The 22,185-nt window shown below is 73.0% G+C and carries 21 protein-coding genes; 7 read left to right on the top strand and 14 right to left on the bottom strand.

The genetic code is table 11. From position 1 onward, the window contains the following. Positions 1–3: 3 nt before the first annotated feature. The gene (locus tag DEJ32_RS13265; protein WP_110901603.1) at positions 4–1,125 is read right to left on the bottom strand and encodes a YeiH family protein; all 1,122 of its coding nucleotides are present in this window, start codon (positions 1,123–1,125) and stop codon (positions 4–6) included. 36 nt (positions 1,126–1,161) lie between these two features. On the opposite strand from DEJ32_RS13265, the gene DEJ32_RS13270 reads away from it, so the two are divergent. Then, on the top strand, positions 1,162–1,698 hold the full coding sequence (locus tag DEJ32_RS13270) for an SRPBCC family protein (protein WP_110890088.1): 537 nt from the start codon (positions 1,162–1,164) through the stop codon (positions 1,696–1,698). Here the strand turns inward: DEJ32_RS13270 and DEJ32_RS13275 are convergent. The 8 genes from DEJ32_RS13275 to DEJ32_RS13310 all read right to left on the bottom strand — a co-directional run bounded on the left by DEJ32_RS13275 (position 1,665) and on the right by DEJ32_RS13310 (position 11,570). Continuing rightward, entirely contained in the window at positions 1,665–2,492 is an 828-nt protein-coding gene (locus DEJ32_RS13275) for a MurR/RpiR family transcriptional regulator (protein WP_110890089.1), read from the bottom strand. The genes DEJ32_RS13270 and DEJ32_RS13275 overlap by 34 nt on opposite strands. Then, the gene (locus DEJ32_RS13280) at positions 2,489–3,781 is read right to left on the bottom strand and encodes an allantoate amidohydrolase (protein WP_110901604.1); all 1,293 of its coding nucleotides are present in this window, start codon (positions 3,779–3,781) and stop codon (positions 2,489–2,491) included. Before DEJ32_RS13280 ends, DEJ32_RS13275 begins: the two co-directional genes overlap by 4 nt. Continuing rightward, complete coding sequence (locus DEJ32_RS13285; protein ID WP_110901605.1) at positions 3,778–5,088, bottom strand: alanine--glyoxylate aminotransferase family protein; 1,311 nt, start codon at positions 5,086–5,088, stop codon at positions 3,778–3,780. Before DEJ32_RS13285 ends, DEJ32_RS13280 begins: the two co-directional genes overlap by 4 nt. A gap of 19 nt (positions 5,089–5,107) precedes the next feature. After that, positions 5,108–6,676 (bottom strand): AtzH-like domain-containing protein, encoded by a 1,569-nt coding sequence (locus DEJ32_RS13290; RefSeq protein ID WP_258369056.1) that lies wholly within the window; start codon positions 6,674–6,676, stop codon positions 5,108–5,110. Next, positions 6,673–7,743 carry an acetamidase/formamidase family protein gene (locus DEJ32_RS13295; protein ID WP_258369057.1) on the bottom strand — a complete coding sequence of 357 codons (1,071 nt, stop codon included), beginning with the start codon at positions 7,741–7,743 and terminating at the stop codon, positions 6,673–6,675. The genes DEJ32_RS13290 and DEJ32_RS13295 overlap by 4 nt, the downstream gene beginning before the upstream one ends. Then, on the bottom strand, positions 7,736–9,115 hold the full coding sequence (gene allB, locus DEJ32_RS13300) for an allantoinase AllB (protein ID WP_110901606.1): 1,380 nt from the start codon (positions 9,113–9,115) through the stop codon (positions 7,736–7,738). Before allB ends, DEJ32_RS13295 begins: the two co-directional genes overlap by 8 nt. Beyond that, positions 9,112–9,873, bottom strand: coding sequence for an aspartate/glutamate racemase family protein (locus DEJ32_RS13305; protein WP_110901607.1), 762 nt, complete (start codon positions 9,871–9,873; stop codon positions 9,112–9,114). Before DEJ32_RS13305 ends, allB begins: the two co-directional genes overlap by 4 nt. A 137-nt stretch (positions 9,874–10,010) precedes the next feature. After that, a complete protein-coding gene (locus DEJ32_RS13310) occupies positions 10,011–11,570 on the bottom strand; it encodes an NCS1 family nucleobase:cation symporter-1 (protein ID WP_110901608.1) in 1,560 nt (519 codons plus the stop codon). Between the two features lie 198 nt (positions 11,571–11,768). Between DEJ32_RS13310 and DEJ32_RS13315 the strand changes: the two genes are divergently transcribed. Both DEJ32_RS13315 and DEJ32_RS13320 read left to right on the top strand, forming a co-directional pair. Beyond that, positions 11,769–12,698 (top strand): ABC transporter ATP-binding protein, encoded by a 930-nt coding sequence (locus DEJ32_RS13315; RefSeq protein ID WP_110824725.1) that lies wholly within the window; start codon positions 11,769–11,771, stop codon positions 12,696–12,698. Next, positions 12,695–13,603, top strand: a complete 909-nt coding sequence (locus DEJ32_RS13320) for an ABC transporter permease (protein WP_110824726.1) — start codon at positions 12,695–12,697, stop codon at positions 13,601–13,603. The genes DEJ32_RS13315 and DEJ32_RS13320 overlap by 4 nt, the downstream gene beginning before the upstream one ends. A gap of 110 nt (positions 13,604–13,713) precedes the next feature. Here DEJ32_RS13320 and DEJ32_RS13325 read toward each other — a convergent pair whose 3' ends face one another. After that, the gene (locus DEJ32_RS13325; protein WP_110901609.1) at positions 13,714–13,932 is read right to left on the bottom strand and encodes a hypothetical protein; all 219 of its coding nucleotides are present in this window, start codon (positions 13,930–13,932) and stop codon (positions 13,714–13,716) included. Positions 13,933–14,058: 126 nt separating this feature from the next. After that, positions 14,059–14,805: a FadR/GntR family transcriptional regulator gene (locus DEJ32_RS13330; protein WP_110824728.1), complete on the bottom strand. Its 747-nt coding sequence runs from the start codon at positions 14,803–14,805 to the stop codon at positions 14,059–14,061. A gap of 103 nt (positions 14,806–14,908) precedes the next feature. Between DEJ32_RS13330 and DEJ32_RS13335 the strand changes: the two genes are divergently transcribed. The 3 genes from DEJ32_RS13335 to DEJ32_RS13345 all read left to right on the top strand — a co-directional run bounded on the left by DEJ32_RS13335 (position 14,909) and on the right by DEJ32_RS13345 (position 18,344). Next, positions 14,909–15,823 (top strand): proline iminopeptidase-family hydrolase, encoded by a 915-nt coding sequence (locus tag DEJ32_RS13335; RefSeq protein WP_110901610.1) that lies wholly within the window; start codon positions 14,909–14,911, stop codon positions 15,821–15,823. 122 nt (positions 15,824–15,945) lie between these two features. After that, a complete protein-coding gene (locus DEJ32_RS13340; protein WP_258369059.1) occupies positions 15,946–17,394 on the top strand; it encodes an APC family permease in 1,449 nt (482 codons plus the stop codon). Continuing rightward, positions 17,391–18,344: an acetamidase/formamidase family protein gene (locus DEJ32_RS13345; RefSeq protein ID WP_110901611.1), complete on the top strand. Its 954-nt coding sequence runs from the start codon at positions 17,391–17,393 to the stop codon at positions 18,342–18,344. The genes DEJ32_RS13340 and DEJ32_RS13345 overlap by 4 nt, the downstream gene beginning before the upstream one ends. 100 nt (positions 18,345–18,444) lie before the next feature. Here DEJ32_RS13345 and DEJ32_RS13350 read toward each other — a convergent pair whose 3' ends face one another. After that, positions 18,445–19,167, bottom strand: coding sequence for a VIT1/CCC1 transporter family protein (locus DEJ32_RS13350; RefSeq protein ID WP_110901612.1), 723 nt, complete (start codon positions 19,165–19,167; stop codon positions 18,445–18,447). A 164-nt stretch (positions 19,168–19,331) separates the two neighbouring features. On the opposite strand from DEJ32_RS13350, the gene DEJ32_RS13355 reads away from it, so the two are divergent. Beyond that, entirely contained in the window at positions 19,332–20,123 is a 792-nt protein-coding gene (locus DEJ32_RS13355; RefSeq protein ID WP_110901613.1) for an SGNH/GDSL hydrolase family protein, read from the top strand. A 30-nt stretch (positions 20,124–20,153) separates the two neighbouring features. On the opposite strand, the gene DEJ32_RS13360 is transcribed toward DEJ32_RS13355, so the two are convergent. Then, a complete protein-coding gene (locus tag DEJ32_RS13360; RefSeq protein WP_110901614.1) occupies positions 20,154–20,651 on the bottom strand; it encodes an N-acetyltransferase in 498 nt (165 codons plus the stop codon). A 68-nt stretch (positions 20,652–20,719) separates the two neighbouring features. Beyond that, a complete protein-coding gene (locus tag DEJ32_RS13365; protein ID WP_258369060.1) occupies positions 20,720–22,120 on the bottom strand; it encodes an LLM class flavin-dependent oxidoreductase in 1,401 nt (466 codons plus the stop codon). Between the last annotated feature and the right edge of the window lie 65 nt (positions 22,121–22,185).

A 22,185-nucleotide genomic window follows, 5' to 3' on the forward strand; every position in this document is an offset into this window, starting at 1 on the left:
GGGTCAGAGGCTGCCGGTGAGGGCCTGCAGGCCGAGGCTGGACAGGGACACCACGATCCACAGGGCGCCGCCGAGCAGCAGCGGGCGGAGACCGGCCCGGCGGAACCCGGCCAGGTCGCTGGAGAGCCCGATCGCGCTGAGCGCGACGGTGATGAGGAACGCGGCGACCGCGGCGATCACCGGGTGCGCCGGACCGGGGACGAGACCGGTGGAGTTCACCGCGGCGGCGAGCACGAAGCCGATGAGGAACCAGGGCACGAGGCGGGTCACCCGACGCGGCGACCAGCTTGGTGTGCCGGACGGTGACGTGGCACCCGGTCGAGCGCCGTCGGGGACTCCTCCGCTCGACTGCGCCGTGCCGTCGAGGGCGACGCCGTCGGTCGTGACCGCCGCGGGGTCCGAGCGACGCCCGACGAACCAGGCCAACCCGAGCACGACCGGGATGATCATCAGGGTGCGGACGAGCTTCACGACGACCGCGGAGTCCGCAGCGCCCGCCCCGTAGGTGCTCGCCGCGGCGACGACCGACGAGGTGTCGTTCACCGCGGTTCCCGCGAACAGACCGAACGCGTGCTGGCTCATCCCGAGCGCGTGCCCCACCACGGGGAAGACGACGACCGCGGCCACGTTGAACAGGAAGATCGTCGACACGGCGTACGCCACCTCGATCGACACCGCGCCGATCACCGGGGCCACCGCGGCGATCGCGGAGGCGCCGCAGATCCCCGTCCCGACCCCGATCAGCGTCCGCAGGTTGCCGACGACGCCCAGCGCGCGACCGATGCCCCACGCTGCGAGCAGGCAGACGACGAGGGTGCCGAGCATCACCGGCAACGACGCCACCCCGACGCGCGCGACCTGCAGCAGGGACAGCTGGGCGCCGAGGAGCACCACCGAGCACTGCAGGACGGTCTTGCTCGCGGTCGAGATGCCCGGCCGGAACACCGCGCCCGGACGACGGATCGTCCCGATGACGGCCCCGATGAGGACGCCGCTGACCGGAGCGCCGACGACGGGCAGGAAGCGCCCGATCACGGTGGCGACCACGGCGATGCCGGTGGCGAGTGCGAGTCCGGGCAGGAGCCTCCCGGCTCGGTCCAGCGGGCGCACAGCGGCTTCGGTCACGTGACCATCCTGCCGCCCGTACGGCAGGATCGTCGCGTGAGCGCTGTCTTCCGGATCGTGACCGACCTGCCGGTGCCGCCGGAGCGCGCCTTCGCGCTCTCGCTCGACATCGGCGCGCACCTGCGGTCGATGGCCGCGAGCGGGGAGCAGGCGGTCGCCGGACGGACGAGCGGCGTGATCGGGCTCGGTGAGTCGGTCACGTGGCGCGCGCGTCACCTCGGCATCGTCTGGCGGATGACGAACGAGGTCACCGTCCTGGAGGCGCCGCACCGGTTCGTCGACGAACAGGTGCGTGGGCCGTTCGCCCGGTTCCGGCACGAGCACCGGTTCGAGCGCACGGCGGACGGGACCCGGATGGTGGACGAGATCGCGTTCCGTGCCCCCTTCGGGCCGCTCGGGACGATCGCCGAGGGGCTCGTGCTGCGCCGGTACCTCCGGGCGCTCATCGTCGAGCGGAACCGCTCCCTCGTGGCGGAGCTCCGAGCCGGACGGGAGTCCCGGCAGACGCAGGAGCCGCGGGAGGCACAGGAGCGCGGCCCTCAGGACCCGGCGAGTTCGCCGAGCGTGTCGTAGGCGTCCGCGACGGCTTCGACCCGCGTCCGTCCGGCTGGTCCGGACGCTTCGTAGACGTCGTTCGTGATCGCCGCGACCACGGCGAACAGGGCCGCCATGGAGTCGAAGGCCGACGGCGAGTCGACCGGGCACAGGACCGCGGTGGCCGCCGGTGCCGCGATGAGCGCCGCGGTCGGGTCGCCGAGGACGACGACGTCGGCGCCCGTCCCGACGCAGTGCCGCACCACGCGGTCGACCCCGGCCGCGTGCCGTCGCACGGTGACGATGAACACGAGGTCCCGGCGGTCGAGGTCCGCGACCTCCTCGCCGAGACGTTGCCCCGGCGAGGGGCCGATGCGGACGTCCGGACGGACCTGCGCGAGCTGCGCGCGCAGTTGCAGGGCGATCGGGTACGCACCGCGCTCGCCGACCACCAGGACCCGGCGGGCGCGCATCACGCGGCGGGCGAGTCGGGGACGGTCGGCCCGGGCGAGCGAGGCGAAGGCGGCGTCGAGGTTCCGCGCCTCCACCGCGCGCTGGTCCACGTGGGCGGCGTCCTCGGCGGCCCAGGGCAACCCGGTGCCGCGGGCGGACATCAGGTTCTGCCGGACCTCGGCGGCGTCCTGGAAGCCCAGGGACCGGACGAGCCGCGAGACCGTCGCCTTCGAGGTCCCGGACTCCGCCGCGAGTTGCGCCGACGTACCGACGAGCAGGAGTTCCGGGTCGTGTCGGATCATCGCGGCGACCCGGCGCTCGGCGGGCGAGAGACGCTCCCACACCCGGTCGATCCGCCCGCGGACGTCCGGGACGGTCACGCGTCCGCTCCGTCGGCGAGGAGGTGCTCGTCAGCGAGCCGTTCGACCGCCGTGGCGAGCGCGTCGAGGCCGAGGGCGACGTCCGCCGCGGAGACGAACTCGTCCGGGTGGTGGCTGATGCCGTCCGGGTTGCGGAGGAACAGCATCGCGACGTCGGTGACGAGGCCGAGGGACATCGCGTCGTGTCCGGCACGCGAGAACAGTTCGAGCGGTGCGGGTTCGCCGGTCGCGACGATGCCGGCCCGGACGGCGTGCATGAGTCGCGGCGCGCAGAACACCGCGGGGGCACGGTGCACCTCGGTCGGTGTCACGTCGACCCCGCGGCGCTCCCCGATTTCACGGAAGGCGTCGGCGACGGCGTCCCACACGCGGTCCCGTCCGTCGTCGAACTCGCCGCGCAGGTCGACCGCGAAGGTCGCGAGGCCCGGGACGACGTTGACGGCTCCGGGTTCCACCGTCATGGTGCCGACCGTGCCGATGTGCTGCTCGGCACGGCAGATCCGTTCGACGGCGAGTGCTGCCTCGGCGGCGGCGAGCAGTGCGTCGTGGCGTCGATCGTAGGGCGTCCCACCGGCGTGCCGGGCCTCCCCGACCGCCTGCACCGTGAAGCGCCGGGCACTCGCGATGCTCGTCACGACGCCGAGCGCCTGGTCGGCCTGCTCCAGGTACGGTCCCTGCTCGATGTGCGCCTCGAGGTACCCCACGAGCGACGCCGGTGCGACCGCGGCCTCGGCGATCCGGCCGGGGTCGAGACCGAACGACTCGAAGGCGGACCGGAGGGTGGTGCCGTGCGTGTCCTGCAGGTCCCACCACGACTCGTCCCAGACGCCGGCGACCGCGGAGGACCCGAGCAGCGCCTTGCCGAACCGGGTGCCCTCCTCGTCGGAGAACGCGATCACCTCGAGGGCGAACGGCAGCGCCCCGTGGTCCTGGACCAGGCGGGCGACGACCTCGACGGCCATGAGGACCCCGACGACGCCGTCGTAGCGACCGGCGTCCACGACGGTGTCCAGGTGGGAGCCGAGCAGGAGCACCGGGGCGTCCGGCGTCGCCCCCGCGGCGCGTCCGTGCAGGTTGCCGGCGGCGTCCTGCCAGGTGCGCAGCCCGGCGTCCCGCATCCAGGCCCCGACGGTCTCGTTCGCCCGGGCGTGCTCGGGCGACAGGTACACGCGGGTGATCCGCCCGGGCGTCTCGGTGACGTCCGCGAGCTCGTCACAGCGGGCGATGATGGTGTCCGCCGCGGCCCGCGCTCGATCGCTCGCCAGCGGCACCTGCACGACGGCGCTCACGCGGGCGCTCCGGCGGGGACGAACGTCGCTGCGTCCGGGATCGGGGGCACGGCCGCCGGTGCGCTGTCGGTCGCCGCCGCGTACACGTCGAGGGCGGCGTCGACGCCGCCGCCCTGCGGGACGACCGCCCCGCCGCGCCGCAGGCACTGTTCGAGGGCGGCGAGCGTCGTCACGACGGTGTCCTTCCGGGCGTTGTAGCCCATCGTCCCGATCCGCCAGACGCGCCCGTGCAGGGGTCCGAACGAGGTGCCGATCTCGATGCCGTGGTCCTCGAGCATCGCGGCGCGGACGGCGTCCCCGCGGACCGTGTCCGGGATCTCCACCGCGACGACGTTGTGCATCTTGTGGCCGACGTCACCGAAGACCTTCAGGCCGAGTCCGCGGACGCCCTCGAGCATCGCCCGCCCGGCGAGCGCGTGCCGTTCGACGACGGCGTCGCGGCCCTCCTCGAGCAGGATGCGGGCGCACTCGTTCGCGGCGTAGAGCATCGACGCCGCCTCGGTGTGGTGGTTGAGGCGTCGGGGACCCCAGTAGTCGAGGATCATCGCGAGGTCGAGGTAGTTCGACCGGATCGGGTCGTCGGAGACGTCGTCGCCGGGCTCGCGGATGCCGGCCTCGATGCTCCGACGGACGTCCAGCACGGCGACCGCGGCCGGGGAGAGGGACAGCGGCGCGCTGCCGGACGGACCGCCGAGGCACTTCTGCAGGCCCGCACTGACGGCGTCGATGCCCCACGCGTCCACCTCGAGCGGGTTGCCGCCGACCGAGGCCGTGACGTCGGTGTAGAAGAGCACGCCGTACCGGGCGCAGATCGCCCCGAGTTCGTCGAGCGGCTGGTTCATCGTCGTCGAGGTGTCGCCCTGCACGATCGCCAGCACCTTCGGACGGACACGGGCGATCGCGTCCTCGATGACCGAGGTCGGGAACACCTGACCCCACTCGGTATCGATCGTGTGCACGGTCGCACCGGCTCGCTCGGCGATCTCGGCGAGCAGGTGCCCGAACCGCCCGAACACCGGCACGAGCACCGCGTCGCCCGGGGCGAGGAGGGAGACGAGGACGGCTTCGATGCCAGCGCGCGAAGTGCCGTCGACCAGGACGGTTGCGTCGTTCCGCGTGCCGAGGACCTGCCGGTACAGCTCCTGCGTCCGGTTCATGGTCTCGGTCATCCACGGGTCGTACTGGCCGACGAGCGGTGTGGACAGGGCGCGGAGCACGCGGGGGTCGGCGGTGATCGGCCCGGGCCCCATGAGGAGCCGTGTCGGCGGGTTGACGGGATGCATGTTCGTACCTTCCGTTCCTTGCATGATCCTATTGGAACGCTTGTTACAGCAGTGTTGCGACGGCCAGTCCGGCAGCACGGTCGACGAGCGCCAGGTCCGACCTGACCGGACCGACGAGGGAGACGCCCACCGGGGCTCCGTCGACGACCAGGAGCGGAGCGCTCACCGCCGGCAGGCCGCCGACGCCGGCGACCGCGGTCATCCGCAGGGTCGACCGCCGTGTGGCGAGGACCGCCGGGCCGTCGGCCGTCCGGAGCGGCGCGGGGCCGGGCACCGTCGGGAGGACCAGCGCGCCGTCGGCGACCACGGCCCGGACCGCGGAACGCAGTCGCCCGAGCCCGTCCCGCGCAGCGGCCTCCTGCTCGGCGGTGATCCGGGCGGCCGCCGCGAACCGATCGGCGACGTCCGGGCCCAGGGCACCGGGGTGCGCGGCGACCCACGCCCCGTGGTTCCGGTGTGCTTCGGCACCCTGCACGATCCGCACCGTCTCGGCGAGGTCGTCGAGGTCCGGCAGGTCGACGACCGCGACGCCCGTCCCGGTCCGTGCCAGCCAGTCCTCGAACGCGCGTCTCGTGATGGGGTCTGCCGCAGCGAGCAGGGCCTCGCAGACCAGCAGCGGCGTCGCGAGGCTCCGCACCGCGGGACAGACCGCCACGGTCGCGACCGCTCGGAGCGTGTCGGGTTGTCGTGTCAGCCACCCGACCGTGTCGAAGCTCTGCGCGAGTGGCAGGACGCCGTCGCGCGACACGAGTCCGTGGGTCGTCCGCAGACCCCACAGCCCCTGGTACGAGGCGGGGACGCGGATGCTGCCCGCGGTGTCGGTGCCGAGCCCGACGTCCGCCTGCCCGAGCGCCACGGCCGTCGCGGGGCCGGAGGTCGAGCCACCGCTGATGCGCGCCGGATCGGCCCCGTTCGGCGGCGGGCCGGTGTGGGCGTTCCGCCCGGCGAGCGCGTAGGCGAACTCGTCCGTGCGGGCGATCCCGGTCACGTCGGCCCCGGCCTGCAGGAGCACCGAGACGGCCGGGGCGTGCTCCGTCTCGACGCGGGTTGCGGACTCCCACGTCGGGTTGCCGGCGCCGATCACGTGGCCGGCGACGGCGAAGAGGTCCTTGACGGCCACCCGGACCCCGGCGAGCGGACGGGCGTCGGACGCACCAGCGACCGCCTCCGCACCGGACGCGGCACCGGCACCGGCACCGGCGCCGCGGACGAGCGGGTCCCCGACGGCCCGCCACACCGTGCGGTCGAAGGCGACCGCACGGCCCGTCACGTGCGCCGTCCGGATGCGCCACGCGCCCGCCGTGCGACGCCAGAGCTGCGTCTGCAGGCCGCGCCCACCGTCCGTGAACCGCGACTCCCCCACGACGAAGACCTCGTCCGCGTTCAGTTCCTGCACGTCGACGCCGACGAGCGTGCGCCGGGCGACACCACCACGGGCGGACCGGAACGCGCTGATCCGGTCGTGCCCGCGGAGCAACCCGGCTCCGTCGCCGCGCAACGTGTCCGGGCCGGGCTCGAACAGCGCGTCCAGCACCGCGGTGTCGTCCCGCATGAGGGCGTCCTCGTAGGCCCGGAACGCAGTCTCCAGTCCGTCCGGCCACGTCCCGGTCACCCGCACGTCGGTACCGCCTGGAAGTCGCTCTTCCGCACCGTCGCGTGCACACCGCACACGAGGTCGACGACCTGCGAGATCCGGAAGTCGGTCGCGGCGCTGAGGTAGGCGTACGCCAGGTGCTCCTCCACGCCCCACCGCGCCCGGAGCAGCGTGATCGCGGCACGGACGCACCGGCGCACGGCGTCGTCCAGGTCGGCGTCCATGCCCGTCGGGACGAGGTACTCCGTGGTCTCCGCCAGGGGTCCGACCAGCGCGCCGAAGCGCGCGAGCGCCACGGCCCGCGGGACCACGTCGAGGCGCAGGGTCAGCCGGAGCGAGGCCTCCATCGCGGTGAGCGCGACCTCGCCGTCCCCCTGCGCGAAGTGCGGATCGCCGACGGAGACGCCGGCCCCGGGCACCTGAACGGGCAGGTGCAGTGTGGCTCCGGCGGTGAGCAGGGCGATGTCGACGTTCCCGCCGTGCGGCCCCGGTGGGACGGAGTGCGGCCGGACCTCGCTGTCGACGGTCACGCCGACGATGCCGGGGAACGGCCGGAGTGGGAAGGTGACCACCCGGGGCCCGCCCGTCACGACCGGCAATCGCCCGAAGTCGACGCCGTCACGGGTCATGACGTCCGCGAAGACCGAGACGGGCTCGTTCCCGCGCGGGAGTTCCCCCGGCAGCGCTCCGCGACCGTGCCGGTTGGAGATCACGCCGTACGGCACCCGCGGGACGGCCTCGAGCACCGTGACGGAGACGACGTCGCCGGGCTCGGCCCCCTGCACGGCGACCGGGCGGGACACCACGTGCGGACCGTCGGCCGCGTCGCGCTCCACGTGCCGGACGATGTCGACCGCGTCCGCCAGCACGTCCGCCGCGGCCACGCCGTGCCGCCCGAAGAACGCCACCGGGTCGGACCCCTGGTCGGGCAGCAGGCCTTCGTGGCTGACGGTGTCGATCGTCACGACGGTCCCGGGGGCGACGGTGCGGACCGGCTCGTCGTCCCGACTCGGCAGCCGTCCCCAGAGGACGTCGTCGGGCGTGGAGCCGAGGTGCACGTCGGCTGCGGCGAGCGTCTCAGGCACGGTCCACCAGCTCTCCAGCGACCACGTCCACGGTCGTGACGTCGTCCGCGGTGGAGGTGATCCGCCTCCCCCGCAGCCAGGTCCCCGTGACCCGACCGCGTGCCGACAGCCCGTCGAAGGCGGAGACGGGGTTGCGGTGTGCGAGCGCGTCGGCCCGGACCGTGGACTCGGCGTCGGGGTCGAACACCGCGAAGTGCGCGAGGGCGCCCGGCGCGATCCGACCGCGGTCGGTGAAACCGGCGAGCGCCGCCGGTCCGGTCGTGACCGCGGGCACGACCGCGTCGAGCGGCAGGCCACGGCGAGCGGCCTCGGTCCACACGGCACGGAAGCCGACCTGGAGCCCGGCGATGCCGCCCCACGCCAGACCCCAGTCGTCGACCTTGAGGTCGACGGTCGACGGGGAGTGGTCGGACACCACCATGTCGATCGTGCCGTCGAGGAGCCCCGCCCAGAGCGCGTCGCGGTTCGCATCGTCACGGATCGGTGGGCAGCACTTGTACGCGGTGGCTCCGTCCGGGATCGACCCGGCCTCGAACGCCAGGTAGTGGGGGCAGGTCTCGACCGTGATGCGCACGCCGTCGTCCTTCGCCGCACGGATCATCGGGAGGGCGCCGGCATCGGAGAGGTGCAGGACGTGCACCCGGGCGCCGGTCTCCCGTGCGCCGTCGATCACCCGGGCGATGGCCGAGCGTTCGGCCTGCGCGGGTCGGGTGGCGAGGAAGTCGCGGTACCGGCCGCCGAGCGCGTCGTGGTCGACGAGGTGCTCCGGGTCCTCGGCGTGCACGATGAGCAACGCGTCCAGGGCAGCGACCTCGCCGATCGCCTGCCGCAGCGCACCCGGGTCGAGGTGCGGGAACTCGTCCACACCGGACGGTGCCGTGAAGCACTTGAAGCCGAAGACCCCGGCGTCGTGCAGGTCGCCGAGGGAACCGGCGTTGCCCGGGACCGCGCCGCCCCAGAAGCCGACGTCGACCGCCACCCGGCCGGCCGCACTCGCCCGCTTGACGGCGAGGGCGGGCACGTCGACCGTCGCCGGGATCGAGTTCAGCGGCATGTCGACGATCGTCGTGACACCACCGAGTGCGGCCGCGCGCGTGGCGGAGGCGAAGCCCTCCCACTCGGTGCGGCCGGGCTCGTTGACGTGGACGTGGGTGTCGACGAGGCCCGGCAGCAGGACGTGCCCGTCCGGCACCGTCTCGTCATTTTGCCCGGTCACCGCGGCGTCGACCGGTCCGACAGACACGATCCGGCCGTCACGGACGACGACCGACGCGGGGCGGAAGGCACCGTCGACCCAGGCGCGCTGCGCGCGGAGCACGAGGTCGGCGGGCGCCAGGCCCTCGTCCACCGTCACGGACCCGAGGCTCGTCATGCGCCCGCCCCCACCGTCACGCGGGCGTCCGCGAGCGCGAAGGACGCGAGCGCCCCGGAGAACGGCTTCGGTGGCGGCGGGGCGTACTCGCCGTGCTTCCCGGTCGTCAGCCCGAGGCGGACGAGCGACTCGGCGAGCAGCGTCGTCGCGCTGACCCCGTCCACGACCGGGGCCCCGATGTCCTCGGACACGGAGGCGCAGAAGTCGGCCATGCCCGCGCAGCCGAGCACGACCGCGTCGGCGCCGTTCGCGATGACCTCGCGACACTCGGCGACGACCAGGTCCCGCGCGCCGGACGTCGGGTCCTCGAGCCGGAGCACGGGCACCTCGCACGCCCGCACCTCCGTCAGGAGCGCCGCACACCCGTAGCGCTCGGCGAGTTCCCGTGCGCGCCCGGTCGTCCGCGCGAGCGTCGTGACGACCCCGAACCGCCGCCCGAGCAGCGCCGCCGTCCGGTAGGCGCCCTCGGCGATGCCGATCACCGGGCCGCTGGCGAGCTCCCGGGCCGCGTCGATGCCGGGGTCGCCGAAGCACGCGACGACGGTGGCGTCCACCCCGTCCCGCTCGCCCGCGGCGATCTGCTCGAGGAGCCCCGGGACGGCGAGCGCTTCCTCGTAGTGGCTCTCGATCGAGGCCGGCCCCATCGTGGGCTGCACGGCCTCGACGACCGTGCCCGGGCCGACGACGGCGGCCGCGGCCCTGCCGATCGCCGCCGTCATCGACGCGGTGGTGTTCGGGTTGACGACACGGATGCGCATCGCGGGTCCTTCCGATGGAGCTGGTGGTGCTGGGTGGTGACGATCCTCGACGGACCGGGGGCGGGCCTCCCGGCCGTCCACAGGGGCGCCGACTCGGACCGTCGCGCCGGTGCCCCTGTGGACGGGAGGCGTCGCGGTCAGGCGCGGCCGGAGGCGGCGCCGTCGTCGACCGTCGGGTCGTCCGCGGCGAGCGCGGGCATCCGCGGCGACCGACGTTCCAGCGCCCAGAAGACGACGAGCCCGAGTCCGCAGCCGATGAACCAGCTGTAGGTGCTCAGCCAGGGCAGGACGCCGAGGGCCGGCGGGAGCACCGCGCTGCCGACCGAGACCGCCCCGGTGGTGACGAGCGTCCAGATCGCGTTCGGGTTGAATCCCTTCCGGTACCAGTACCGTGCGGACGGGTCCATCGAGTACATGTCGTCGACCGCGACGCGCTGCTTCCCGACGATGTAGTACCCCGCGATGAGGATCCCGAACAGCGGACCGATCAGTGCACCGAGGACACCGAGCGTGTACAGGATCGCCTGGTCGTTGCCGTACCAGTTCCACGGGGTGAGGAGCACCGACCCGACCGCCGCGATCATGCCACCCGCCCGCCAGCTGATCCGGCGTGGGGACACGTTCGAGAAGTCGAAGGCGGGGCTGATGAAGTTCGCGACGATGTTGATGCCGACGGTGGCGATGACGAACGTCAGCCCGCCGAGCAGGATCGCGAAGGGGGCGTCGATCGCCTGGACGGTCGCGATCGGGTCGGTGATGAGCTCGCCGAAGACCGGCACGGTGGCACTCGCACACAGCACGGTCAGGATCGAGAAGAACACGAAGTTGACCGGCAGGCCGAGCAGGTTGCCGCGCTTCACGGCCGCGAAGGACCGGCCGTACCGCGAGAAGTCGCCGAAGTTGAGCATCGGGCCGGAGAAGTAGCTGACCACCAGGGCGATCGCGGACAGCATCACCGGGATGCTCTCGGCGAAGGACATCGGCTCGCCGACGGACAGCGTCAGCGAGATGTTGCCGATGCCGGCCCGCGCGACGAGGTACACCGCGAGGGCGATCATGACGACGTAGACCGCCGGCCCTGCCCAGTCGATGAACTTCCGGATCGCGTCCATGCCCATCCAGAACAGGGCGCCCTGTGCGACCCACAGCACGGCGTAGGAGATCCATCCGAGCGCGTCGAGGCCCAGGAAGGACGGCTCGAGGAGGGCCGCGGCACCCGGGATGAACTTGAGGAACACGATGTTCAGCGACTGCGCCGCGAGGAACGTCTGCACGCCGTACCAGGCCATCGCGATGAGCCCGCGGATGATCGCCGGGACGTTCGCACCGAGCACGCCGAACACCGCGCGGTTGATCACCGGGTACGGGACCCCGGTCCGCTGCGACGGCTTCGCGACGAGGTTCGCGAAGACCTGCACCACGAGGATGCCGACGACCAGGGCGACGAGCACCTGCCAGCTCGCGATGCCGAGCGCGAAGAGCGACCCCGCCGTGACGTAGCCGCCGACCGAGTGCACGTCGGACATCCAGAACGCGAAGACGTTGTAACTCGACCAGGTCTGCTTCCGCAGCGGCGCGAGGTCCTCGTTCGTGAGGGCCGGGTCGTACCCGGGCTTGATCAGGCCGGCGCCCGCGGGGGCGGTCGACGTGACGGGGGCGTGGGGCGGTGCGACGGGTGCCGCGACTTCGGTTGCCATGACGTCCTCCGGAGTGGGAGAGGGTGAGGTCGGCGTCTGCCTGGGAAGGAAGCTACGGACCCCGGTCGCACCGCCCGTTTCCCCTGTGTGACGACCGTGTGACATGACACCTGCATCGGAACGATCGTTCCAGGAGGCGCCGATCTCCTCCTCGAGGGGGAGGCACCGGCCGGACGGGCTCCCCTAGCGTGGCCACCGATGATCGAAGTACAGCACCTCTCCAAGCGCTACGGCCCGAAGACCGCGGTCGACGACGTCTCGTTCGTCGTGCACCCCGGGATGGTGACCGGCTTCCTCGGCCCGAACGGCGCCGGCAAGTCGACCACCATGCGGATGATCATGGGGCTCGACCGCCCGACCTCCGGCAGCGCGACGGTGAACGGGCGGCCGTACCAGGACTTCCGCGACCCGCTCCGGCAGGTCGGGGCCCTGCTCGAGGCGAAGGCGGTGCACTCCGGGCGCAGCGCGCACAACCACCTGCTCGCGCTCGCGGCGACGCACGGCATCCCGAAGCAGCGCGTGCACGAGGTCATCGAGATGACCGGCCTCGAGTCGGTCGCCCGCAAGCGGGTCGGTGGGTTCTCGCTCGGCATGGGCCAGCGGCTCGGCATCGCGGCGGCACTGCTCGGTGACCCGCACACGCTGATCCTCGACGAGCCGGTGAACGGCCTCGACCCGGACGGGGTGCTCTGGGTCCGTCAGCTCGCGCGCCGTCTGGCGGCGGAGGGGCGCACGGTCTTCCTCTCCAGCCACCTCATGAGCGAGATGGCGCAGACCGCCGACCGCGTGGTCGTCCTCGGTCGCGGCAAGGTGCTCGCCGACGCCCCGATCGCGGAGTTCGTCGCCGGCGCCGGTGGTCCCGCCGGCGGCACGGCACTCGCCCGGGTCGTCGTCCGGACCCCGATGCCGGACCAGCTCTTCGCCGCGATCGGCCCGGCGGCCACCGTCACCCAGCGTGAGGACGGGTCGTTCCTCGTGGTCGGGCCGGACGCACCGACGGTCGGTGACATCGCCGCCCGCGCCGGTGTCGTCCTGCACGAACTCACCCCGACCGGCGCCAGCCTGGAGGAGGCCTACATGGCGCTCACCCGCGACGACGTCGAGTACCGATCGGAGGGCACGCGATGAGCGCGCCGCAGCAGACCGACCACCGCGGGACCGAGCAGCACCGCCACCGCGGCAAGGCCTCCCTGGAGGGCAAGCGCCTCGGGTTCGCCCGACTGGTGCGCAGTGAGTGGATCAAGTTCTGGAGCATCCGGTCGACGTTCTGGTGCTTCGCCGTCATCGCCGTGCTGACGATCGGCCTGGCGACCCTCCTCGGCGCCCTGGCCGAGGCCGGCGCGACCACCACCACCGACGCGGCGAACGAGACCATCGTCGGGATGAACACGATCAGCGTGTACCTGTCCGCTCTCGTGGTCGGGGTGCTCGGCGTCCTCATCATCTCCGGCGAGTACACCACCGGGCAGATCCGGTCGACCTTCACCGCGGACCCCGGACGCCTCGGCGCCCTGCTCGCCAAGGCCACCGTGCTCGCCGTCTCGACGTTCCTCGTCAGCGTCGTCGCCACCTGGATCGGCGTCGCGATCTCGACCGCGCTGCAGGCGGGCAAGGGGGTCCACCCGGACCTCGCCGACCCCGCGGTCTTCATGCCGCTCCTCGGTGCGTCCGTGTACGTGACGCTCGTGGCACTGCTCGCGTTCGGCATCGGCCTGCTCGTCCGCTCGAGTGCCGGCGGCATCGCCATCACGCTCGGCATCCTGCTGGTGCTGCCGATCGTGCTCAGCCTGGTGTCCGTGCTCGCGGGCATCGACTGGCTCGGCACGGCCGCCGGGTACCTGCCCGACGCAGCCGGCGGGCAGCTGTACGCCTACGCGTCCGACGCACCCGCGGGCGCGACCGGAGCCCCGGCGACGGCGACGGCCGAGGGCGGTTCCGACCTGAACGGGTGGAGCGGTGCGGGCGTCCTCCTCGCCGAGGTGGTCGTGGTCAACGCCCTCGCGATGGTGGTCGCGCGACGCCGCGACGTCTGAGCACACCGGCACACCGGCACACCGGAACACCGGTGACCGGTCGCTGCCGACGGGAGGCCCGTGGCGAGTCCGCCGCGGGCCTCCCGTCCGTCAGGCGACGACCGGAGCGGTCATCCCCCGACCCGGGGGTCCGAGCCACCGCGGGCGCGCAGCAGCCCGCCGACGACGAGGGTCACGAGCCCGCCGACGGCGACCAGCAGGGCGGCCAGGGCTGCCACGCCGGCGCCGATGTTCGCTCCCGTGCCCTCGGGCAACGGGATGCTGTTCCACCACAGCGCGAGCTGGTGCCCGACGAGCCCGATGACCGTCAGCACCACCCCGATGACCATCAGGCGATGCGACGACCCCGGGCCCCTCCGCGGTCGGGGCGATCGCTGGAGGCGCGGCGGCGGCAGGTGGGTCATGTGCTCATCATGCCCGTGTCGTGCCGGTGCCCGCGGACGCGGTCTTCGCCGTCACCGTGGTGCGGGATCCGCCGTCGGGACCTGCCCCGCGCGCAGCATCGCCTGTTCCAGCAGCTCCACGTCGATGCCGACATGCCGGCGTGCGACCTCGCCGGCCTCCGCCGCCCGCCCCGCACACACCGCCTCGACGAGGACCTCGTGGTCCCGCGTGGCACGTGCCTCCATGTCCGCCATGCCCTCCTCGGTCCCCCAGAGGTGTGCCGGTGCCGCGATCGAGATCTGCGCCTCGAGGGTCGCGAGGGTCGCGCGGAGGACGTCGTTGCGCGCCGCGTCGATGATGCTCCGGTGCAGGACGGCGTCCGCCTGCTGCTTCGCCGCGCCGCTCGAGGCCTGCCGGAAGGCGTCGAGCCGGTCCCGGAGCGCAGCCGCCTCCGCCGGGGTGATCCGCTCGGCTGCCGCGGCGGCCATGGCCCCGTGCAGCAGGGCGATCGCGTCGGCGGTGTCCTGGATGCCGGCCCACCGGGCGAGCAGGGTCCGGCCGACCGACTCGGACGAGCTCGCCGGCCACTGCGTCCGGACGAACGTGCCGCCACCGCGTCCGCGTCGGGTCTCGAGCAACCCGCGGTCGACCAGGCGGGCGAGGGCGCTCCGCACGGTGACACGCGCGACGCCGAGCAACGCCGCCAGTTCGCGTTCGGGCGGGAGTCGCGCCGCGGGCAGGTACTCCCCCACGGCGAGCGCGGTCACGAGCCGGTCCTCGACCTCGTCCACCCGCGTCTCCGTCGCGCGATCCGTCACGGCACCCCTCCCGACGGCCCTCCGTGGGCCGGCGCTGTTACGGCCACGTTAAACGAGCAGAAAAGGTCTTGCCTGGGACCTTTCGAAGGGCCATGCTCACCCCATGTCCCGCATCACCGAGAGCACGATGCCGTTCCTGGACGGCGAGACCTGGTACCGGATCACCGAGCCCGACCGTCCCGTCTCGGGGACGCTGCCCCTCGTCGTCCTGCACGGCGGCCCCGGCATGGCGCACGACTACCTGCGGAACCTCGAGGCGTTCGCCGACGAGACCGGCCGCACCGTCGTCCACTCGGACCAGTTCGGCTGCGGTCGGAGCAGCCACCGTCCGGACGCCCCCGCTGACTTCTGGCAACCGCAGCTGTTCGTCGACGAGTACCGCGCGCTCGTCGCCCACCTCGGCCTCGGCGACCACCACGTGCTCGGGCAGTCGTGGGGCGGCATGCTCGGCGCCGAGATCGGTGTCCGCCGTCCGGGTGGCATCGCGAGCCTGTCGATCTGCAACTCCCCCGCGTCGATGCAGCTGTGGGTCGACGGTGCCGCGGAGCTCCGCAGCCGTCTGCCCGAGGACGTGCAGGACGCGCTCACCCGGCACGAGGCCGCCGGCACCACCGAGGACCCGGAGTACCTCGCCGCGACGCAGGTGTTCTACGAGCGCCACGTCTGCCGCGTCGTCCCGATGCCCGCCGACTTCGTCGCGTCCGAGGAGCAGATGGAAGCCGAGCCGACGGTTTACCACACCATGAACGGGCCCAACGAGTTCCACGTCATCGGGTCCCTGCGCGACTGGTCCGTCATCGACCGCCTGGACCAGGTCGACGTCCCGACCCTCGTCGTCGCCGGTGAGCACGACGAGGCCACCCCCGCCACCTGGCAGCCGTTCGTGGAGCGCATCCCCGGGGCCCGCCAGCACGTCTTCCCCGGCGCCAGCCACTGCACCCACCTGGAGCAGCCGGAGGAGTTCCGCCGCGTCATCGGTGCGTTCCTCGCCGAGCACGACGCCCACCCCACCGACTGACACCGCCGGCACCACCCCGGCCGGCCGTGCGCCGGACAGGAGGCCCGTCACCGACCCGTGCCGCGCCTCCCGTCCGGACACCCACCCCTTGCACCGTCCCTCCTCCCCGAAACGGAACCGACATGTCGCAGCAGCACAGCGAGCTCTCCGCACAGCAACAGCTCGAGGCCTACGGCTACAAGCAGGAGCTCGACCGCTCCGTCTCCACCACCGACCTGCTCGTGTACGGGCTCGTCTTCATGGTGCCGATCGCCCCGTGGGCGATCTTCGGCACCGTCTACAACGCGTCGAGCGGCATGGTGCCGCTCGTCTACATCGTCGGCCTCGTCGCGATGATCTTCACGGCCCTGGCCTACGCGCAGATGGCGAAGTCGATCCCCCTCGCCGGCAGCGTGTTCTCGTACGTCGGCCGCGGCATCCACCCCACCGCCGGCTTCTTCGCCGGCTGGGCGATCCTGCTCGACTACCTGCTCGTCCCGACGCTGCTCTACGTCTTCGCCGCGGAGAGCATGGTCGGCATCTTCCCCGGCACCCCGCGGTGGCTGTGGGCGCTCGTCTTCGTGGCGATCAACACCGTCATCAACCTGGCCGGGGTGTCGTCGCTCAAGCTGGCGAACCGGATCTTCCTGCTCATCGAGCTCGTCTTCGTGGTGGTCTTCGTCGTGATCGCGATCGTCGCCCTGACCGGCGGCACCGTGCCGGGAGCGTCCTTCAGCACCGACCAGGTGTTCGACCCGGCGAAGGTGTCGGCACCGCTGATCGCGTCGGCACTGTCGATCGCGGTCCTGAGCTTCCTCGGCTTCGACGGCATCTCCACCCTGTCGGAGGAGTCGACCGGCCGCCGTGGTGGTGCCGGGCTGGCGATGATCCTGGCGCTCGTCATCGTCGCGTTCCTGTTCGTCGTGCAGACCTGGCTCGCGAGCGCACTGGCCGCCGGTCGGGACTCGTTCTCGGACAGCGAGGCCGGGAACGCGTTCTTCACCGTCGTCGAGCAGGCCTCGTCGAGCGGGTGGGCGACGGCCTTCTTCGCCGTCAACGTCCTGGCCGTGGGCATCGCGAACGCCATGGCCGCGCAGGCCGCGACGAGCCGCCTGCTCTTCTCGATGAGCCGCGACCGGCAGCTGCCCGCGTTCCTGCACGAGCTCAACGGCCGTCGGGTCCCGCAGAACGCGATCCTGGTCGTCTCGGTGCTCTCCGCGATCCTCGTGCTGTTCTTCGTCGGGCAGATCGACACGATCTCGTCACTGGTGAACTTCGGCGCGCTGTTCGGCTTCATGCTCCTGCACGTGTCGGTGTTCGTGCACCACGTCGTGAAGGGGAAGTCGCGCAACTGGCTGCTGCACCTCGTCGTGCCGCTCATCGGGTTCCTCATCATCGGGTACGTGCTGCTCAACGCGGCCGTCGAGGCGAAGGTCGGCGGCGTCATCTGGCTCGTCGTCGGCGCCGGCGTGTTCCTGTACTACCGGGCGACCGGGCGCTCCACCGAGGTCGGTTCGGAGGAGCCGGGCACGCTGGGTGAGGGCGACCGCACCGCCGCCACCACCCTGACGAAGGACGAGGACCACCGATGACCGCGGACCACCACCTCCCGAACACGCTCGGCCGCCCCGGCTACGCGGCCGACCGCGAGCCCGTGCTGACCATCGCGCCCGGCACCGGGGAGACGATCGGGTTCGAGACGACCGACGCCGTGTACGCCGAGCTGGACGACCACCACGACATGGCGCAGCTGCAGGCCCCGATCAACCCGGTCACCGGCCCGGTGTACGTCGAGGGCGCGGAGCCGGGCGACACCCTCGCCGTGACGATCCACGACATCGAGCTCACCACCCACGGCTGGTCCGTCTCGCTGCCGGGCTCGGGCGCCCTGCAACACGTCATGGGCGACCGCGTCTTCACCCGACGCTGCCCGATCGAGGACGGCGTCGTGCACGTCACCGACCGGCACGCGTTCCCGGTCCGCCCGATGATCGGCTGCATCGGCACAGCCCCGGCTGCGGGCGAGAACTCGACGATCATGCCCGCGTACGCCGAGGGCGGGAACATGGACGTCACCGAGGCCCGCCCCGGATCGACGGTGTACCTGCCGGTCCGGGTGCCCGGCGCCCTGCTGTCGATCGGCGACATCCACGCCATCATGGCCGAGGGCGAATCGTCGTTCGTCGCCATCGAGGCGCAGGGCACCGCCGTCGTGTCCGTCGACCTCGTCAAGGGCGGACCCGAACTGCGTGCCCCGCGCATCGAGACCGCCGACGAGTGGCTGTTCGTCGGCCTCGGTGAGCCCGTGCAGGAGAGCATCCGCCGCGGGTACGAGGACGCCTACGCGTTCCTGGTCGACGAGCACGGCTGGTCCGGGGACGACGCCTACGCGGTGCTCAGCGCCGTGGGCGACTCGAAGCTCGGTGGGCCGACGGGCTCCGGTGCGCCGGACCCGCTCCACCCGTTCGACGCGGTCGGCGCCGTGACGCTGCACCGGGTGCCGAAGGCGGTGCTGGAGCCGGCCGAGGCGCCGACGCCGTAGCCACCGGCCGGGCCAGGGGCCCGTCCCGGTTCCGCAATTCGCGCATCTCGCGCCGCGAGATGCGCGAATTGCGGAACCGCGGGGACGGGGCCCGTGCGCGTCAGAACGCGTGTGCTCCGAGGAGCGTCCCCGCGGCGTAGGTCGCGGCGAGCGCGAGCGCCCCGCCGAACACCACGCGGACGGTTGCGCGGCCGCGACGAGCACCACCGAGTGCGGCGCCGGTCGTCCCGGTCACGGCGAGTGCGACGAGCACGGCGACCACCGTGACCGCGATCTGGATCGACGTCGGGGCGAGGAGCATCGCGAGGAAGGGCAGCGCCGCGCCCGCGGTGAAGGTCGCGGCCGAGACCCAGGCCGCGCGCCACGGGCTGACGACCTCTTCCTCGGCGTCGCGGAGTGCGGCGGCGGCGCGGCGGTCCCGGACCTCGGGTCGGACGAGTTCGGCGGCGACGGAGGTCGCGACGTCGTCCGAGACCCCGAGCGCGCGGTAGTGGGCGGCGATGGTGACCGCGTCCTCGGACTCGGCCTCGAGCTGGGCCTGGTGGGCGGCCTGGCCGGTGCGCTGGGCGTCGCGGGCTCCGCTCACCGACACGTACTCGCCGAGCGCCATCGACACGGCGCCGCCGACGAGTGCTGCCGTGCCCGCGGCGAGGACGGGGCCGGTCGTGGCACCGGCACCGGCGACCCCGACCAGGACGGCGGCGACGGACACGATGCCGTCGTTCGCGCCGAGGAGACCGGCGCGCAACCAGTTGAGGCGGGCGGCGCTCGTGGCGTCGTCGTGCTCGGTGCCGGGGAGCGCGAGGTCAGCTGCGGTCGACATGGGGAGAGCCAAGCACCTGCGCGGGGATCGCACCAGCAAGGGAAGGCTCCCCTGACCGGGGCGTTCCCCACCGAGGACGACCGGTCCGCACCGGCTGCGCAGCGGGAGGAGCACGATGGACGCGACCGCACGCTCCGCCGCCACCGGCTGCCCAGAGGAGGACCATGTCCACCGTCCCCGCCCGCACCGACCCCGTCCGCTACGTCACCATCGGCGACAGCTTCTCCGAGGGCGTCGGCGACGACGGGGACGTCCCCTTCCCCGGGTGGGCCGGACGACTGGCCTCCGGGCTCGCCGACCACCTGTCGGGCCCGGTCTCGTACGCGAACCTCGCGATCCGCGGTCGCCTGCTCGCCGGGGTCCTGGACGAGCAGCTCGACGCCGCGCTCGCCCTCGACCCGGCGCCGACGCTCGTCACGTTCTGCGGCGGCGGGAACGACATGCTCCGTCCGGGCTACGACGTGGACGTACTGCTCGGGCGGCTCGCGACCGCGGCGGACGCGGTCGCCGCCCGCGGGATCCGGCTGGCGCTCCTCAGCCCGGCCGACCCGAGCGCCCGACTGCCGCTCGGCAAGCTCATCAACGCCCGCGGGGACGCCTGGGCGGAGGCCCTGACCGGTTTCGCGCGGGATCGGGGCCTGCCCTACGTCGACGTGTCCCGCGACCCACACCTGCGGCGCGCCGAGTTCTGGTCCGAGGACCGGCTGCACATGAACCCGCTCGGACACCAGCGGGTCGCCGACCTGGCCCTCCACGAGATCGCGGGTGGACCGACCGTGACGGCGCCGGTCGTCCCGGACGCGACGCGATCGTCGGTCACCGAAGAACTCCGGTACTACCGGGACCACGTCGTCCCGTGGGTCCGGCGGCGCGTGACCGGCCGGTCCTCCGGTGACGGGCGGGTCGCGTCCCACGGCGACTGGACCCCCGTGCCGCCGAGCGGTCGACGACGCTGATCCGGGCGGGCCGCGGCTCCGCAGCCGCGGTCAGACCACGAACGTCCGGGTCGGGCGGCCGCTGAGGGCGTGCGGGAACGGCTCGCCGACCGGGCGGAACCCGGCGCTGCGGTAGAGGCGCACGGCCGGCGCATTGTCCTCGAGCGCGTGCAGCATGCAGTGCTCGTACCCGGCGTCCCGGGCAGCGTCGACGGCCGCGACGAGGAGCGCTCGACCGAGCCCGCTCCCCTGCGCGGCCGGGTCGACCGCGAGCAGGCTGAGGTAAGCGGCGTCCGCGGGTCCCACTCCCCCTCCGGTGCCCGGCGCGGTGACGAGTGCGAAGCCGCGGACGCCGTCGTCGGAGTCCCCGGGCGCGACCACGAGGGCGACCCGCTCGGCGGCGAACTTCGCGGCGGCTCGCGCCCGGACCGCCGGGTCCCGGGGACGACCGTCGCGCGCGGCGACGGCGGCGGCCCACAGGTTGATGCACGCGGTGTCCGTCCCGGCCTCCGCCGTCGCGACGCGCACGGCTGCAGAGGACTCGATCACCGGACCACCCTACGACCGGGCTCCTGCGTGCGCGGGACGCCAGGGCACGGCGTCACGAGGACCACCCGTCACGCGGTCGCCGGCACCCGTACCCGGAACGACGCTCCGCGGTGTTCGTCCGGCAACCGGTCGCCCCGTCCGAGCAGCTTGTGCCGCAGGGAGCCCTCCTCGTACCCGTCCGGGTAGGCGTTGCGCGCCCGGAGTTCGGGGACGACGAACTCGATGACGTCCTGCCACGTGCCCGGCGTCACCGCGTACGCCAGGTTGAAGCCGTCGACGTCGGTCTGCTCCTGGATGTCGATGAGCCGCTGCGCGATCGTCGCCCCGCTGCCGACCTCGACCGGACCGAGTCCGCCGATCGCCGTCTGCCGGGCGATGTCCCGGACCGTCCACGTCGTCCCGTCTTCACCGGTCGCGGCGGACAGGTTCGCGGCGGCCGACTGGATCGCGTTCGACTCGATGTTGCCGAGCGGCTCGTCCAGGTCGTACTGCGACAGGTCGACGCCCATCCAGCCGGAGTTCAGCACGAGCGCACCCGCCTCGGACGCGTACGACAGGTAGTCGCGGTACTTCGCCTGCGCGGCCTCGTCGGTCTCGTCCGTGATGACGGTGAGCAGCGTGTACACCCTGGCGGCGTACCGGTCGCGACCAGCGGCCTCCAGGGCGTCGCGGATCTTCCCCACCGTCGCGGCGAGCTGCGGCAGGGTCGGCGCCCCGACGAACACGGCCTCGGCGTTCTCGGCGGCGAAGCGGATGCCGCGCGGCGAGGCGCCCGCCTGGTAGATGACGGGCGAGCGCTGCACGGACGGCTCGGACAGGTGGATGCCCGGCACGTCGAAGTGCGCACCGTGGTGCTCGATCGGGTGCACCTTCGCGGGGTCGGTGAAGACACCGGTCTCGCGGTCCTCGACCACGGCGTCGTCCTCCCACGAGCCCTCCCACAGCTTGTAGAGGACCTCGAGGTACTCGTCGGCGACGTCGTAGCGGTCGTCGTGGCTGAGCTGGTCCGTCTGGCCCATGTTGCGGGCGGCGCTCGGCAGGTACCCGGTGACGACGTTCCAGCCGACGCGGCCCTTCGTCAGGTGGTCGAGCGTGGACATGCGTCGGGCGAACGGGTACGGGTGCTCGTAGGCGGTGCCCGCGGTGATGCCGAAGCCCAGGTGCTCGGTGACGGCGGCCATCGCGGACACGAGGAGGATCGGGTCGTTCACCGGTACCTGCGACCCGGTGCGGAGCGCGGCCTCGTTCGTCCCGCCGTAGACGTCGTAGGTCCCGAGGACGTCGGCGATGAAGATGCCGTCGAACGCCCCGCCTTCGAGGATCTTCGCCAGGTCCGTCCAGTACGACAGGTCGTTGTAGTGCCGGGATCGGTCGCGCGGGTGGCGCCACAGCCCGGAGGACTGGTGCGCGACGCAGTTCATGTCGAACGCGTTGAAGCGGATCTGCCGGGGCTCGCGGTTCGTGGTCACGACGCGACCGTACGTCGGCCGTCCCCGCCGCGTCACGGAGGATGACGCCGCATGACACGGGCATC

The sequence above is a fragment of the Curtobacterium sp. MCPF17_046 genome (assembly GCF_003224295.1).
Lineage (GTDB): Bacteria > Actinomycetota > Actinomycetes > Actinomycetales > Microbacteriaceae > Curtobacterium.

What these genes read in the sequence shown, in the direction of transcription:
- DEJ32_RS13285 (WP_110901605.1), bottom strand. Translation starts at nt 5,088, where the DNA reads ATGCAAGGAACGGAAGGTACGAACATGCATCCCGTCAACCCGCCGACA.
- allB (WP_110901606.1), bottom strand. Translation starts at nt 9,115, where the DNA reads ATGACGAGCCTCGGGTCCGTGACGGTGGACGAGGGCCTGGCGCCCGCC.
- DEJ32_RS13305 (WP_110901607.1), bottom strand. Translation starts at nt 9,873, where the DNA reads ATGCGCATCCGTGTCGTCAACCCGAACACCACCGCGTCGATGACGGCG.
- DEJ32_RS13310 (WP_110901608.1), bottom strand. Translation starts at nt 11,570, where the DNA reads ATGGCAACCGAAGTCGCGGCACCCGTCGCACCGCCCCACGCCCCCGTC.
- DEJ32_RS13315 (WP_110824725.1), top strand. Translation starts at nt 11,769, where the DNA reads ATGATCGAAGTACAGCACCTCTCCAAGCGCTACGGCCCGAAGACCGCG.
- DEJ32_RS13320 (WP_110824726.1), top strand. Translation starts at nt 12,695, where the DNA reads ATGAGCGCGCCGCAGCAGACCGACCACCGCGGGACCGAGCAGCACCGC.
- DEJ32_RS13325 (WP_110901609.1), bottom strand. Translation starts at nt 13,932, where the DNA reads ATGGTCATCGGGGTGGTGCTGACGGTCATCGGGCTCGTCGGGCACCAG.
- DEJ32_RS13335 (WP_110901610.1), top strand. Translation starts at nt 14,909, where the DNA reads ATGTCCCGCATCACCGAGAGCACGATGCCGTTCCTGGACGGCGAGACC.
- DEJ32_RS13340 (WP_258369059.1), top strand. Translation starts at nt 15,946, where the DNA reads ATGTCGCAGCAGCACAGCGAGCTCTCCGCACAGCAACAGCTCGAGGCC.
- DEJ32_RS13345 (WP_110901611.1), top strand. Translation starts at nt 17,391, where the DNA reads ATGACCGCGGACCACCACCTCCCGAACACGCTCGGCCGCCCCGGCTAC.
- DEJ32_RS13350 (WP_110901612.1), bottom strand. Translation starts at nt 19,167, where the DNA reads ATGTCGACCGCAGCTGACCTCGCGCTCCCCGGCACCGAGCACGACGAC.
- DEJ32_RS13355 (WP_110901613.1), top strand. Translation starts at nt 19,332, where the DNA reads ATGTCCACCGTCCCCGCCCGCACCGACCCCGTCCGCTACGTCACCATC.